The sequence below is a fragment of the Variovorax sp. P1_H12_2 genome (genome assembly GCF_056405335.1).
In genome coordinates this window covers 1-13,910 of sequence record NZ_JBFUCI010000142.1, presented here as the reverse complement: position 1 = coordinate 13,910, position 13,910 = coordinate 1, and the positions used below count along the sequence as shown (strand labels likewise).

The window sequence follows — 13,910 nt, the reverse complement described above, 5'->3', positions numbered from 1 at the left end:
GCCCGTCACCGCACCGGCGGCGCCTGCCGCGGCGCCCGCTGCGGCGGCACCTGCGGCAGCGTCAGTGGCCGCGGCCGACGGCGGTGCCTCGATCAAGGCCGAGGGCGGCGTGATCAAGTTCTATTTCGCCACCAGCAGCGCCGAAGTACCGGCGGGCTCCAGCGCAGCGCTGGCCGAGATCGTGAAATCCGTGCAGAGCGGCGGCCGCGTGCTGGTGAGCGGCTACCACGACGCCACCGGCGACCCCGAGAAGAATGCCGAACTCGCCAAGCAGCGCGCGATGGCGGTGGGGGCAGCCCTCAAGATCGCCGGCGTGCCGGAAGACAAGGTCGAGCTCGCCAAGCCTGCCCAGGCCCAGGCCGACGGACCGCCGGCGGAAGCGCGCCGGGTCGAAGTGAAGCTGCAGTAGCAGCGATGCCTTCGACCGCGACGCTCGAAGCCTTCATCGCCGCAGTTGAGAGCGGCCAGCACGCGCAGGCGATCGAGGATTTCTATACCGAGGATGCGTCGATGCGCGAGAACCAGGCCGAGCCCCGGCGCGGCCGCGCGGTACTTGTGGCGCATGAACGCGCAGTGCTCGCCCGAACCGCTTCGGTGGTCTCGCATTGCGTGCGGCCGGTGTGCGTGAACGGCGACCATGTCGTGATCCGCTGGATCTTCGACTTCACCGGCAACGATGGGCGCCGCATGCGCATCGAAGAACTCGCCTGGCAGCGCTGGGACGGCGAGCGCATCGCGCAGGAAGAGTTCTTCTACGATCCCGTGCAGATGAAGCCGGACTGACTGGGGACGCTCAGTTCAGGCTGACGCCGCGGGCCGGCGGCGTGCTTTGCTCGGCACGCAGCGGCACGCCCTGCAGGGTGTCGAAATCGGACGGCGCCTCGGGCACGCGCATGTCCTCCAGCTCGTGCAGCGAGGCGACCCAGCGGCCGGCCGCGGACTCGGCCGGCTCGTCGTTGGTGAAGATGCCGTCGCGAATGTAGAAGGTCTCGGCCGCCGGCCGCTCCATGTGCAGCTCGATCAGCCGCGCGATCGGGAACGTATAGGTGACGAGCTTTTCCTTCGTCTTGCGGTCCTTGGCGCCGCAGTTGAAGAAACCCTCGGCGGCGATCACGATGCACGAGCCTTCCACCGAGCTGTCGATGTCGCCGCCGCAGCGCCAGATGGCGGTCGGCAGCCGGACACGCACCTTGTCGATGACCAGGTCGCGCTGCTTGTTGAGCGCGTTGAGCGGCGGCACCAGCGAGCGCAGTTGCCTGAGACGCTCGGCAAAGTTGTCGTCGATGCAGAACTCGACGTGATGCGTGGCGCCACCCGAGCGCTTGACGACCTGCATGATGACGTGACGCGGTGAGCTCACAGGGGCCGTCCTTTCGCGTGCATTCGACGCAGACCCGACCCGTTCGAAGCAGTGGTCTTCATTGGGATCATTGAAGCTACGATTAATTAGAACTTAGGTATTGACGCAACTATTCGCATCAATTGTTTCTAACTGTAGTTCGAATGTCCGCGACTGGATAGGCGGAATGAAGTATTAATTAGATGAAATCAATTGCCTCGCCAACCCTCATAGGCGAGGCATGTCCCACCAGTTCTCAGGCGGTCCCGGCCGATTCCATCAATTCGTCGAGCGCCTTGCAGGAAGGCGCGCAGACCGTCTGCGATTTTCCGAGCAGCTGGCGGGTCCGCATCTGGGAGCGCACGCGGTGCTTGCCGCACATGAAGCAGGACATCGTGGCGCCGCTGAACGAAGCCGAGGCACGAAACGGAGAACCCGGCGCCTTGGCCTTGTAGCGCAGCCCGTCGGCCACCACCGCGGTCTTGACGTCGGTCTTACTCATGGGCGGCTTCCGGGGGACCGTCGCTGTGCATGGCACGCCCGATGGCCGTCTTGGCGGCCAGTTCGGCCGCGAGCGAGGCATCGAGCGCCGAACGGCACAGGCCGGCGTGCTGGTAGTTGAGGTTCTCGTACACCTGCGAGGCGGCGGGATAGGCATCCAGCAGCTGGCCGAGTTCGGCGCCGGGCTCGGAATCGCGGAATTGATCGACCAGGTGCATCACGACCGACCGGTATTGCTCGGGGCCTACCGGCACGGCGCTGTGCTCCAGCCGCTCGAGGAGCTGGGCCAGGACATGCGTCACGGCCAGATCGGCCTTGTGCACGGGAGTATGGGTAGCGTTCATGCACAGCATGTGGGGCGGCGGCGGCGGATTGCAAGGGCGGAAAAGGACCATCCCCCGAGCCTACAGCAGCATCTCCGGCACGATCGGCGCGATCAGGGAGTTGTAGAACCGCTTGAAGAAGCCCGATTCGGGCTCCGACGTCAGGATCACTTCCTTCTCCCCGTCGGTGGTGAGCCACTCGATCGCGCCGGTGCGCTTGTCCAGCCGCAGGCGGTAGGAATTCTGCAGCTTGCTGATGTTGATGACCCGCAGCATCTCGCGCGCCAGTTGGGGGCTGTCGACCACCACGCCCATTTCGGTGTTCTGGGTCGCCGAGCGCGGGTCCAGGTTCATCGAGCCGACGAAGATGCGTCGGCGGTCGATCGCAGCCGTCTTGGCATGCAGCCGGCCGAGCGAGTTGCCGAACATGTCGAAGCGCTTGTTGGCGGTGGTGCGCTCCGGGCTCAGTTCGTACAGGTCGGCGCCCGTCGCGAGCAGGCGCTCGCGGTAGCGCGCGTAGCCGGTATGGACCAGCGGTTCGTCGTTGGCGGCCAGCGAGTTGGTCAGCAGCGTCAGCTTGACCTTGCGCCGCGAYAGGTCCTCGAACGCGGCCATCCCCTTCTCGCCGGGCACCAGGTAGGGCGACGTCAGGTCGACCTCGGTCCTGGCGTCCATCAGCAGGCCCCAGACCTTCATGGTCACGCTGGTGGCGAGCGCGTCGTCGGCGCTCATGGTGGCCGGCTTGGTCGGCGGGTCGGCGATGGCGTGCGCCTCGCCCCAGAGGAGACCCATCCGGCCACCATCCAGCTCCTCGGCGATCGGTCCGTAGCCGAGCACGTCCGACGGCGGCAACACGATTTTTGGCGGCGGGGAACTCATGCCGATCCAGGCATCGAACTCCTCGGCGCCGGGCTTGCGCCCGCCCGGGCCGCGGACGATCTCGGCGATCGGCCAGACCTGTTCGGCATTCCAGTAGTCGTCGAAGATCGCCTCGAGTTCGGCCACCACCTTGCCGACGACCAGCGCGTCCATGTCGATGAAGTTCTGCGCCTCGCTGAGCACGAAATACTCATCCGCGATGTTGCGCCCGCCGACCACCGCCACCACGCCGTCGGCGATGAAGAGCTTGTTGTGCATGCGGTGGTTGAGCCGCCCGATCTCCTGCGGGGAAGCGAGGAAGCGCGACAGGAAGCCGTCCCGGCCGCAACAGAAGGGATTGAAGAGGCGAACCTCCACATTCGGCGTCTGCGCCAGCGCCAGCAGCGGCTGCTGGCTCTTCGCGGTGTAGAGATCGTCCACCAGCACCCGCACCTTCACGCCGCGCCCGGCGGCCTCGCGCAGGGCACGCATCAGGAGCCGGCCGGTGGCATCGTTCTCGAGCTGGTAGTACTGCACCACCAGCGACTGCTGGGCCCGCTGGGCGAGCTGGACGCGGGCGTCGAGCGAATAGACGCCCAACGGCATCAGGCGAAAGCCGGAGTGCTCCCCGGGCGGCGTCGAATCCGCGACGATCTTCGCCAGCCGGGTCGAGCGGTCGGGCGCCGCGGCGTATTCGGCCGGGCGGTCGCGCGAAATCGGCAGCGAGCCGCAGGCGCCCAGCAGCGCGATGCCGGCACAGGCCAGCGTCAGGCGGAGCCAGCGATCCAGGCCAATCGTCATGTCAATTTCCTCATTGCTGGCGCGCATGCATCGAACCGCCGCGAGACGGGATGCGGTCCTAGAATTCGAAACGCTCTCACCCGGGGTTACATCATGATGCTATCGATCGCCGCGCGCGCAACTTTCGTTGCCTTCGCCGCCGCCCTGGCCGCGCCCGCCCTCGCCGCCCTCGACATCGGCGACGCGGTGCCCAGATTCACCGCCACCGCGGCGCTGGGCGGCAAGACTTTCCGCTACTCGCTGGCCGACGCGCTCGCCCAGGGGCCGGTGGTGGTCTATTTCTTCCCGGCAGCGGACTCGAACGACTGCTCCATCGAGGCGCATGCCTTCGCCGAAGCCATCGACCAGTTCGCGGCGCTCGGCGCCACCGTGATCGGTGTGTCGGCCGACGACATCGACACCCTCGCGAAGTTCTCGGTCAAGTCCTGCCAAAGCCGCTTTCCGGTGGCGTCGGACCAGTCGAAGGCCGTGATCGAGGGTTTCGACGCGCTGATGCAGACCCGGCCGGATTTCGCCAACCGACTGTCCTACGTGGTCGCGCCCAACGGCAAGGTCGCCTACTACTACCAGAACCTGAATCCGGACAAGCATGTCGAGCGCATGCTGAATGCGCTGCGCGCGCTGCCGAAGGCAGCCGCTGCACGCTGAACGCGAAACGCGACGGCGGACCGTTACCATTTCCACCATGCAACTCAACTACATCGGCAACGAAAACGTTGCTTCCTCGTCCGGCCGCACCCTGCCGGTGATCGATCCGTCCGACGGCCAGGTCTTCGACGAACTGCAGCGCGGCAATGCAGCGGACATCGACGCCGCGGTGCGCGCGGCGCGCCATTGCTTCGAGACCACCTGGCACAAGGTCAGCGCGGCCGAACGCGGGCGGCTGCTCTACAAGCTGTCGCAGAAGATCGCCGAGCACGTCGACGAGCTGGCGCTGATCGAGCAGCGCGACTGCGGCAAGCCGGTCAAGCAGGCCCGGGCCGATGCGGTGGCGCTGGTGCGCTACTTCGAGTTCTATGCCGGCGCCTGCGACAAGCTGCACGGCGAGACCATTCCCTACCAGGATGGCTACAGCGTCTTCACCTGGCGCGAGCCGCACGGCGTCACCGGCCACATCATCCCGTGGAACTACCCGATGCAGATCTTCGGCCGCAGCGTCGGCGGCGCCCTGGCCGCGGGCAACGTCTGCGTGGTCAAGCCCTCCGAGGACGCCTGCCTGTCGCTGATCCGGGTCGCCCAGTTGGCGGCCGAGGCCGGCTTCCCAGCTGGCGCGCTGAACATCGTGACCGGCTACGGGCACGAGGTCGGCGACGCGCTGGCGCGCCACGAGGGCATCGACCACATCAGCTTCACCGGCAGCCCCAAGGTGGGTACGCTGATCCAGCAGGTGGCGGCCGAGCGCCATTGCCCGGTGACGCTCGAGCTCGGCGGCAAGAGCCCGCAGATCGTGTTCGCCGATGCCGACCTGGGCGCGGCGATCCCGGTGCTGATCAACGCCATCGTGCAGAACGCCGGCCAGACCTGCTCGGCCGGCTCGCGCGTGCTGATCGACCAGGCCATCTACGAGCCGCTGCTGCAGCGCCTGGGCCATGCCTTCGAGGCGCTGCGCGTCGGCCCCGCGGCCATGGACCTGGACGTCGGCCCGCTGATCCGCCAGACGCAGCAKCAGCGCGTGTGGGACTTCCTGTCGGACGCGCACGTGGCGGGCATCCCGATGGTGGCGCAGGGCGTGGTGGTCGACGAAGCGCCCGAGGCCGGTTTCTACCAGGCCCCCACCCTGCTGCGCGACGTGCCGGTGGACCACCGCCTGGCGCAGGAGGAAGTCTTCGGCCCGGTGCTGGCCGCGATGTCGTTCCGCGACGAGGACGAGGCGGTGGCGCTGGCCAACGCCACCCAGTTCGGCCTGGTCGCCGGTATCTGGACGAACGACGGCGGGCGCCAGTTCCGGATGGCCAAGCGCGTGAGGAGCGGCCAGGTGTTCATCAACAACTACGGCGCCGGCGGCGGGGTCGAACTGCCCTTCGGCGGCGTCAAGTCCTCGGGCTACGGCCGCGAGAAGGGCTTCGAGGCGCTGTACGGATTCACCACGCTCAAGACCGTGGCCGTGAAGCACGGCTGAGCAAGTGGCCCTGCGACGACAGCGGCCCCGGCGATGCGTTAAATTGACCCTCTCATGAACAAGCATGTCGTCCACGTCTCCGAGATCGGCCGCCCGCGCCGCGCCGCGCCTGCGCCCGAGCGCATGGTCGCGGCCACCGGCGTGCTGCTCGACCGGCTGGCCCGCCCCCTGACCGACCTGCGCATCAGCGTGACCGACCGCTGCAACTTCCGCTGCAGCTACTGCATGCCGAAGGAAGTGTTCGACAAGGACTACCAGTACCTGCCCCACAGCGCGCTGCTGAGCTTCGAGGAGATCACGCGGCTGGCGCGCATCTTCGCCAGCCATGGCGTGCACAAGATCCGGCTCACCGGCGGCGAGCCGCTGCTGCGCAAGAACCTCGAGGTGCTGGTCGAGCAGCTCGCGGCGCTGCGCACGCCGGACGGCCAGCCGCTCGACCTCACGCTGACCACCAACGGCTCGCTGCTCGCGCGCAAGGCCCAGGCGCTGAAGGCGGCCGGCCTCAAACGCGTGACCGTGAGCCTCGACGGCCTCGACGACACGGTGTTCCGCAGCATGAACGACGTCGACTTCCCCGTCGCCGAGGTGCTGGCCGGCATCGAGGCCGCGCAGGCGGCCGGGCTGGGCCCGATCAAGGTCAACATGGTGGTCAAGCGCGGCACCAACGAGCAGGAAATCCTGCCGATGGCCCGCCACTTCCGCGGCACCGGCGTGGTGCTGCGCTTCATCGAGTACATGGACGTCGGCGCCACCAACGGCTGGCGCATGGACGAAGTGCTGCCGTCGGCCGAAGTCGTGCGGCGGCTCGCCGAGGTGTTTCCACTGGCGCCACTGGAAGCCACCGTGGCCGGCGAAACCGCGCAGCGCTGGGCCTACGCGGATGGCGCCGGCGAGATCGGCGTGATCAGCAGCGTGACCCAGGCCTTCTGCCACGACTGCAGCCGCGCGCGACTGTCCACCGAGGGCAAGCTCTACCTGTGCCTGTTCGCCAGCCAGGGCCACGACCTGCGTCCATTGCTGCGCGGCGACGCCGACGACGCGCAGATCGCGTCCGCCCTCGGGCACATCTGGCAGGGCCGCAGCGACCGCTACTCCGAACTGCGCGCACTGCGCGCGCCCGACACCGACAGCAGCGCACCGCGCCGGGTCGAGATGAGCTATATCGGCGGATGAGCGCGGCAGCAATGAATCCATCGACTGCCATCGACGCCGGCGAGATCACCGGCCTCGTGCTCGCCGGCGGCCGCGGCTCGCGCATGGGCGGCATCGACAAGGGCCTGCAGAACTTCAACGGCACGCCGCTCGCGATGCACGCGGTGCTGCGCCTGGGACTGCAGGTCGGCGACATCATGGTGAACGCCAATCGCAACCTGGCCGCCTACGAGTCCTTCGGCGTGCCGGTGTGGCCGGACGGCCTGGCCGACTACGCGGGGCCGCTGGCCGGCTTCCTGACCGGTCTGGAGCGCTGCGAGACGCCCTACCTGCTCACCGTGCCCTGCGACACACCGCTGTTCCCGCTCGACCTGGCCAGCCGCCTGGCCGCCGCCCTGGCGGCCGAGGACGCCGACATCGCGATGGTCAGCGCGCCCGAGGCCGCGGACGATCCGGCCGCCGCGCCGGTGCTGTTCCCGCAACCGGTGTTCTGCCTGCTGCGCGCCACACTGCTCGAAAGCCTGGTGCGCTTCACGCAGAACGGCGGCCGCAAGATCGACAAGTGGACCGGACAGCACCGCACGGTGCTGGTGCCCTTCGATCGCCCCGGCGATGCCGCCAATGCGTTCTTCAACGCCAACACGCTGGCCGAGCTGCACGCGCTCGAAGCCCGGCGTTGCTGATTCTCTTGTTGCCATGAGCCGAATTGCCGAGATTGCCGCCGCGCTGGCGGGCTACGACCCCAAGGCCCTGGGCGTCGACGCCGTGCAGGCCTTCCTGGCGCAACTGGCCGAGCCCGCGGTCGTCACGCAGGTCGAGCGCCTGGCCCTGCGCGATGCGCTCGGACGGGTGCTGGCCGAGGACGTCGTCTCGCCGGTCAGCGTGCCGCCGCACGACAACTCGGCCATGGACGGCTTCGCCTTCGACGGCACGGTGCTCGCCGCCGCCGGCGACGCCACGCTCACGCTGCGCGTGGTCGGCACCGCGCTGGCCGGCGCCGCCTGGCGCGGCACGCTGGGGGCCGGCGATGCGGTCAAGATCATGACCGGCGCGGTGATGCCGGCCGGACTCGACACGGTGATCCCGCAGGAGTTCTGCACGGTCGAAGGCGAGCGCGTGAGCTTCCCGGCCCGGGCGCTGCGGCGCGGCGACAACCGCCGCTTCGCCGGCGAAGACCTGATGCAGGGCCAGCCCGCGCTGCGCCGCGGCCAGATCATCACACCGGCCGCGCTCGGCATGGTGGCCAGCCTCGGATTGCCGATGGTGCCGGTGCTGCGGCGCCTGCGCGTCGCCTATTTCTCCACCGGCGACGAGATCCTGAGTCTCGGCGAACTGCCGCGCGAAGGTGCGGTCTACGACAGCAACCGCTACACCGTGTTCGGCCTGCTCACCCGACTGGGCTGCGAGGTGATCGACCTCGGCCTGGTACGCGACGATCCGGCGGCGCTCGAATCCGCGCTTCGCCGCGCCGCGGCGGATGCCGACGCCATCATCACCAGCGGCGGCGTCAGCGTCGGCGAGGCCGACCACACGCGCGCCGTCATGCAGCGGCTCGGCGACATGGCGTTCTGGCGCGTCGCGATGCGGCCCGGCCGGCCGATGGCGGTCGGCCTGATCCCGGCGCCGAACGAACAGCGCGGGCCCGCGGTGCTGTTCGGCCTGCCGGGCAATCCGGTGGCGGTGATGGTGACCTTCCTTGCCTTCGTGCGCCCTGCGCTGCTGCAGATGATGGGCTGCAACGCAGCCTGCGCCGCGCCGCCGCCGCTGCTGCGCGCCACCAGCGTGGATGCGATCCGCAAGAAGCCCGGACGCACCGAGTACCAGCGCGGCCGGGTGCAGGCGGTCGCGGGCGCGCTGCCCGAGGTGCGCATCGCCGGCAATCAGGGCTCGGGCGTCCTGAGCTCGATGGTCGAGGCCAACGGCCTGGTGGTGCTGCACCACGACCAGGCGAGCGTGGCGGCGGGCGACGCGGTCGATGTGATGATCTTCGACGGCGTGGTGTAAGGTCTCTGCCCGCCCCTGGCCTCACGGGAATTGCGCATGGCCGCCACCAGAATCGAGTTGATGCAGCAGATGCCGATCTTCGGCGCCATCGGTGCGGAAACCATCGAGTTCCTGCTGGCGTCCGCGCCGGTCGTCGAAGTGCCGGGCGGCAGCTACTTCTTCCGCGAAGGCGATCCCGGCCACGGCATGTTCGTGCTCGAAACCGGCAGCGTGACCGTGTCCAAGAGCTGGCAGTCGCACGAGCTGCTGCTGGGGCACCTGGTCCGGGGCGACTGTTTCGGCGAGATGGCCCTGCTCGACCTCTTTCCGCGCAGCGCATCGGTGCGCACCGATGCCGACTGCGTCGCGATCGAGCTCACTTCGGCCAACCTGTACCRCCTGTTCGAACGCGACGTCGAACAGTTCGCGCTGATCCAGATGAACATCGCGCGCGAGATGAGCCGCCGGCTGCGCGTCGCCGACGATCGCCTTTTCCGGGCACAGATGGGCGAATGCCTGGAAGCGCTGAAGCGCATTTGAACCCGCCCTCAGCCTTCGCGCACCCGAAGGGCCGGCGAAGCCAGGCCGGTTTCGTGAAACACCGCGGAACCGGCTTCGCCGGGCCGCCGGTGTTGCCCCCGGCAGGGGGTGGGCGCCCGACACGAAGTGCGGGCAACCTGGGGGCGAGCAACAGTGCCACCGCGGAACCGGCTCCGCCGGTCCGCTGGTGTTGCCCCCGGTAGGGGGTGGGCGGCTACACGCAGTGAGCCAACCTGGGGGCGAGCTAAATCCTTCCGAGTGCGCGCTCGACGCCCTTGTTCGCGAGCGCATCCGCGCGCTCGTTCCCCGGATCGCCCGAGTGGCCCTTGACCCAGCGCCATTCGATCTGGTGGCCGCCCTCGGCCACCAGCTTGTCCAACTGCTGCCAGAGCTCGACGTTCTTCACCGGCTGCTTGGTCGAGGTGCGCCAGCCCTTGGCCTTCCAGCCCTTGATCCATTCGGTGATGCCCATGCGCACGTACTGGCTGTCCAGGTAGAGGACGACCTTGCACGGCCGCTTGAGCGCGCCGAGGCCCTCGATCACCGCCTGCAGCTCCATGCGGTTGTTGGTGGTGTTGAGTTCGCCGCCGAAAAGCTCCTTCTCGGTGGCGCCCGACTTGAGCCATGCGCCCCAGCCGCCGGGACCGGGGTTGCCCTTGCAGGCACCGTCGGTGTAGATCTGTACTTCGTTCAAAAACCGTTTCCTTCTCGATGTCCCCGATTGTCGCGTCCCCGGTGCATCTTTCCCGYGATCGGCACCGGCGCGCTGGCGCGCGAGGCGGCGCGGCGCCAGTCGGCGCTCAGCAGCCGCAGCCCCCGCACCCGTTTCACCGCCACGAGGAAATAGACAGCACCGAAAATCGGCCACCAGCGCTCGCCGGCGGCATCGAACCAGCGGCAGCGCTCCAACCAGGCTTCGCTGCGGACGGCAGGTCGATAGACGCCGAAGCGCCCCGACTCGACCTCGAAGCTCAGCAGCCGCAACCAGTCGCGCATGCGCCGGTAGCCGATGAAATCGCCGGCTTCGGGCAGGAACAGCTCGCCGAATCCCAGCCGTCGAAAAAGACGGGCCCGGCGCTGCCGCATGCCCCAGAGGCTGGCCGGATTCAGGCCGCAGATGACGACGCGGCCCTCGGGTACCAGCACCCGCTCGACCTCGCGCAGGGTCGCGTGCGGGTCGGGACTGAGCTCGAGCGCATGCGGCAACACCACCAGGTCGAGGCTGTTGGCCGAAAAAGGCAAGGCCGAGAAGTCCGTCACCAGCGCGCTGGCGCTGGCCTGGGCCGGATCCGACAGCGCCAGCCAGCGGTGCGGCATGCGATTGGCGCGCAGTCCCTCGACTTCGGACAGGCCCAGCTGCAGCGCGTGGTAACCGAACACGTCGGCGACGGCCTGGTCGAGCTGCGCCTGCTCCCAGGCCAGCAGATAACGGCCGGGGGGGGTCTCGAACCAATCGTGCAAACCTATAATTTGRCCGCTCATGACCCTCGTTCCGCTGCCCGCCTTCGCCGACAACTGCATCTGGATGTCGCAGGACGGGCACGACGCGATCGTGGTCGACCCAAGGGACGCCGGGCCGGTGTCCGAAGCACTCCCGCGCGGCAATCTGCAACTGGCCGCGATTCTAGTCACGCGCCATCATGCCGATCACACCGGCGACGGGGCGGCGCCGTACGCGGACTGCGGCCACGAAGACACGCTTGCTTTTCCGAGATTTGCACAAAGCGTGGAACCCGGCAACCCGGATCTCACTCACTACACGGCGCACTGCGAAACATTGCGTGCGCGCGGCCAGCCGACGCTGCCCCCGCAGCGGCTCACCGGGCGCCGAATCCATCCCTCACTTCGCAGCTGCGAAGCCACTGTCAGTCAGTCGGTCCAGGCTCATGCCGGCCATTGCGCGCAAGCCGCGCCGGCCGAAGTGTTCCCCGCGCTGCGCCAATGGAAAAACGACTTTCGATGAAATTTCTGCTAGCCGCCTGCCTCGCGGGCTCCTTGTTTCTCGCGGGCTGTGCCACCGGCACCGGGTCAGCGCCGGGTGGCGCTTCGGCCGGCGGCACGCCGGTCTATCCGGGCGGCAACCTGACGCCGATCACCTCGGGCAACACCAAGTCGCGTGCCGTGGTCACGCTGGCCCCGCCCACCGACATGTGGGACCGCATCCGCCGCGGCTTCAAGATGCCCGATCTCAGCAGCGATCTGGTGCGTGACCGCGAGCAGTGGTATGCGAGCCGGCCCGACTACATCCAGCGCATGACCGAGCGCTCGAACCGCTACATCTTCCACATCGTCGAGGAGCTCGAACGCCGCGACATGCCGACCGAACTCGCGCTGCTGCCCTACATCGAGAGCGCCTTCAATCCGCAGGCCGTGTCGAGCGCTCGCGCGGCCGGCATGTGGCAGTTCATGCCGGCCACCGGCACCGACTACGACCTGAAGCAGAACATCTTCCGCGACGACCGGCGCGACGTCGTGGCGTCGACCCGCGCAGCACTCGACTACCTGCAGCGGCTCTACGGGATGTTCGGCGACTGGCAACTCGCGCTGGCCGCCTACAACTGGGGCGAAGGCAACGTCGGCAAGGCGATCGCGAAGAACCAGCGCGCCGGCCTGCCCACCACCTACAGCGACCTCACGATGCCCGCCGAGACCCGGCTCTACGTGCCGAAGCTGCAGGCGGTCAAGAACATCGTCGCCGATCCGGCGCGCTTCAATGTCGACCTGCCGCTGATCGCCAACCACCCCTACTTCCAGACCGTCGCGCTCAAGCGCGATCTCGACGTCGCGCTGGCGGCCAAGCTGGCCGACGTGCAGATCGAGGACTTCCGCGCGCTCAATCCGTCGGCGCACAAGCCGGTGCTGCTGGCCGCCGGCACGCCGGAGATCCTGCTGCCGTGGGACAACGCCGCCGTGTTCCAGCGCAACTTCGAGGCCTACAGCCAGGGCCAGTACGCCAGCTGGACCGCCTGGACGGTGCCGGCCACGATGACCGTGGCCGATGCCGCGCAGCGCTCGGGCATGAGCGAAGCCGACCTGCGCGCGGTCAACAACGTGCCGCCGCGGATGTTGATCAAGGCCGGGTCGACGCTGATCGTGCCGCGCAGCGCCCGGGTCCAGGAAGACGTGGCGGCGCTGGTGGCCGATACCGGCCAACTGAGCTTCCAGCCCGAGATCGTCACGCGCCRCACCGTGATCAAGGCGGGCCGCCTGGACAGCGTCGCGAGCATCGCCCACCGCTACAAACTGAGTCCGGCCAGCGTCGCCGAATGGAACGACGTCAAGCCAAGCCATGCCTTCCCGCGCGGCTTCGAGGTGGTGGTGTTCCTGCCCGTGCGGGCCTCGCGGGCCGCCAGCGTGGGTTCCGGCTCCGGCCATGTGCGCGCTGGGGCAGCGTCCAAGAGCAGCGGCGCGGCGACGAAGGGCAGCTCCGCCAAGGCGACCAAGGGTTCGAGCGACAAGCAAGTCGTGCAAGAGAAGCGCGGCGGCACGCCGTCGAAGAAGAAGCGCTGAAGGCCAGGCCGGCGCCGGGCCGCCAGCGCGGCCTGGTCCGCGCTGCGCGCAGAGGGGCGGGCTTCAGAGCTTCTCGGTCTCGCCGCTGCGGGGCTGCCATTTCATGAGGCGCTTCTCGAGCACGCCGACGATCGCGTCCAGCAGCAGCGCGAAGGCCGTGAGCACCACGATGCCGGCGAACACCGTGTTGACATCGAAGGTCCCCTCGGCCTGCAGGATCAGGTAGCCGACGCCGCGAGCCGAGCCCAGGTACTCGCCGACCACCGCGCCGACGAAAGCCAGGCCCACCGAGGTGTGCAGGCTCGAGAACACCCAGCTGGTCGCGCTCGGCAGGTAGACGGTGCGCAGCAGCTGCCGCTGGTTGGCGCCGAGCATGCGCGCATTCGCCAGCACCACCGGGCTCACTTCGCGCACGCCCTGGTAGACGTTGAAGAAGACGATGAAGAAAACCAGCGTGACTGCCAGCGCCACCTTGCTCCAGATGCCGAGGCCGAACCACAGCGCGAAGATCGGCGCCAGGATCACGCGCGGCATCGAGTTGGCGGCCTTGATGTAGGGGTCGAAGACCAGGCTCGCGGTCGGGGCCAGCGCCAGCCAGAGCCCGCAGGCCAGCCCCAGCACGGTGCCGATCACGAAGGCCAGCACGGTCTCGAGCAGCGTCGTGCCGAGGTGGACATAGATGTCGGCATTGCCCGCCAGGCCTTCGGGGAACAGCGGATTGGGCGGGATCGCGACCGGCATGAACCAGCTCCAGACCCGGCCTGCCACCTGGACCGGTTCGCCC

The 13,910-nt window shown here is 68.5% G+C and carries 17 protein-coding genes; 10 read left to right on the top strand and 7 right to left on the bottom strand.

Annotated features, from left to right (window positions below; all coding sequences use genetic code 11):
- Both AC1D2K_RS16025 and AC1D2K_RS16020 read left to right on the top strand, forming a co-directional pair.
- Positions 1-409, top strand: a 409-nt coding sequence (locus tag AC1D2K_RS16025; protein WP_478089820.1) for an OmpA family protein, incomplete at its 5' end; no start/stop codon positions are given.
- Between the two features lie 5 nt (positions 410-414).
- On the top strand, positions 415-783 hold the full coding sequence (locus tag AC1D2K_RS16020) for a nuclear transport factor 2 family protein (RefSeq protein ID WP_478089819.1): 369 nt from the start codon (positions 415-417) through the stop codon (positions 781-783).
- A 10-nt stretch (positions 784-793) separates the two neighbouring features.
- Here AC1D2K_RS16020 and AC1D2K_RS16015 read toward each other — a convergent pair whose 3' ends face one another.
- The 4 genes from AC1D2K_RS16015 to AC1D2K_RS16000 all read right to left on the bottom strand — a co-directional run bounded on the left by AC1D2K_RS16015 (position 794) and on the right by AC1D2K_RS16000 (position 3,822).
- Entirely contained in the window at positions 794-1,360 is a 567-nt protein-coding gene (locus tag AC1D2K_RS16015; protein WP_478089818.1) for a hypothetical protein, read from the bottom strand.
- Between the two features lie 235 nt (positions 1,361-1,595).
- Complete coding sequence (locus tag AC1D2K_RS16010; RefSeq protein WP_478089817.1) at positions 1,596-1,841, bottom strand: hypothetical protein; 246 nt, start codon at positions 1,839-1,841, stop codon at positions 1,596-1,598.
- Positions 1,834-2,184, bottom strand: coding sequence for a hypothetical protein (locus AC1D2K_RS16005; RefSeq protein ID WP_478089816.1), 351 nt, complete (start codon positions 2,182-2,184; stop codon positions 1,834-1,836). The genes AC1D2K_RS16010 and AC1D2K_RS16005 overlap by 8 nt, the downstream gene beginning before the upstream one ends.
- Positions 2,185-2,244: 60 nt before the next feature.
- Complete coding sequence (locus AC1D2K_RS16000) at positions 2,245-3,822, bottom strand: phospholipase D-like domain-containing protein (RefSeq protein ID WP_478089815.1); 1,578 nt, start codon at positions 3,820-3,822, stop codon at positions 2,245-2,247.
- A gap of 93 nt (positions 3,823-3,915) precedes the next feature.
- On the opposite strand from AC1D2K_RS16000, the gene AC1D2K_RS15995 reads away from it, so the two are divergent.
- Genes AC1D2K_RS15995 through AC1D2K_RS15970 form a run of 6 tightly spaced genes read left to right on the top strand, consistent with a single transcriptional unit; the run spans position 3,916 to position 9,616 of the window.
- Positions 3,916-4,470, top strand: coding sequence for a peroxiredoxin (locus AC1D2K_RS15995; protein ID WP_478089814.1), 555 nt, complete (start codon positions 3,916-3,918; stop codon positions 4,468-4,470).
- A gap of 37 nt (positions 4,471-4,507) precedes the next feature.
- Positions 4,508-5,941 carry an aldehyde dehydrogenase family protein gene (locus AC1D2K_RS15990; RefSeq protein ID WP_478089813.1) on the top strand — a complete coding sequence of 478 codons (1,434 nt, stop codon included), beginning with the start codon at positions 4,508-4,510 and terminating at the stop codon, positions 5,939-5,941.
- A gap of 54 nt (positions 5,942-5,995) precedes the next feature.
- Positions 5,996-7,114 carry a GTP 3',8-cyclase MoaA gene (gene moaA, locus AC1D2K_RS15985; RefSeq protein ID WP_478089812.1) on the top strand — a complete coding sequence of 373 codons (1,119 nt, stop codon included), beginning with the start codon at positions 5,996-5,998 and terminating at the stop codon, positions 7,112-7,114.
- Between the two features lie 11 nt (positions 7,115-7,125).
- Positions 7,126-7,776 (top strand): molybdenum cofactor guanylyltransferase MobA, encoded by a 651-nt coding sequence (gene mobA, locus AC1D2K_RS15980; protein WP_478089811.1) that lies wholly within the window; start codon positions 7,126-7,128, stop codon positions 7,774-7,776.
- A gap of 13 nt (positions 7,777-7,789) precedes the next feature.
- On the top strand, positions 7,790-9,097 hold the full coding sequence (gene moeA, locus AC1D2K_RS15975) for a molybdopterin molybdotransferase MoeA (RefSeq protein WP_478089810.1): 1,308 nt from the start codon (positions 7,790-7,792) through the stop codon (positions 9,095-9,097).
- A 36-nt stretch (positions 9,098-9,133) separates the two neighbouring features.
- Complete coding sequence (locus AC1D2K_RS15970) at positions 9,134-9,616, top strand: Crp/Fnr family transcriptional regulator (RefSeq protein WP_478089809.1); 483 nt, start codon at positions 9,134-9,136, stop codon at positions 9,614-9,616.
- A 244-nt stretch (positions 9,617-9,860) separates the two neighbouring features.
- On the opposite strand, the gene rnhA is transcribed toward AC1D2K_RS15970, so the two are convergent.
- Both rnhA and AC1D2K_RS15960 read right to left on the bottom strand, forming a co-directional pair.
- Positions 9,861-10,310 carry a ribonuclease HI gene (gene rnhA / locus AC1D2K_RS15965; RefSeq protein ID WP_478089808.1) on the bottom strand — a complete coding sequence of 150 codons (450 nt, stop codon included), beginning with the start codon at positions 10,308-10,310 and terminating at the stop codon, positions 9,861-9,863.
- Positions 10,307-11,098, bottom strand: coding sequence for a class I SAM-dependent methyltransferase (locus AC1D2K_RS15960; RefSeq protein ID WP_478089807.1), 792 nt, complete (start codon positions 11,096-11,098; stop codon positions 10,307-10,309). Before AC1D2K_RS15960 ends, rnhA begins: the two co-directional genes overlap by 4 nt.
- Between AC1D2K_RS15960 and AC1D2K_RS15955 the strand changes: the two genes are divergently transcribed.
- Together AC1D2K_RS15955 and AC1D2K_RS15950 are read left to right on the top strand one after the other, a co-directional pair.
- A complete protein-coding gene (locus tag AC1D2K_RS15955; RefSeq protein WP_478089806.1) occupies positions 11,097-11,579 on the top strand; it encodes a hydroxyacylglutathione hydrolase C-terminal domain-containing protein in 483 nt (160 codons plus the stop codon). The genes AC1D2K_RS15960 and AC1D2K_RS15955 overlap by 2 nt on opposite strands.
- Positions 11,576-13,126, top strand: coding sequence for a transglycosylase SLT domain-containing protein (locus tag AC1D2K_RS15950; protein WP_478089805.1), 1,551 nt, complete (start codon positions 11,576-11,578; stop codon positions 13,124-13,126). Before AC1D2K_RS15955 ends, AC1D2K_RS15950 begins: the two co-directional genes overlap by 4 nt.
- Positions 13,127-13,189: 63 nt before the next feature.
- Here AC1D2K_RS15950 and AC1D2K_RS15945 read toward each other — a convergent pair.
- Positions 13,190-13,910 (bottom strand): ABC transporter permease (locus AC1D2K_RS15945; protein WP_478089804.1); only part of this gene is annotated, 721 nt, incomplete at its 5' end.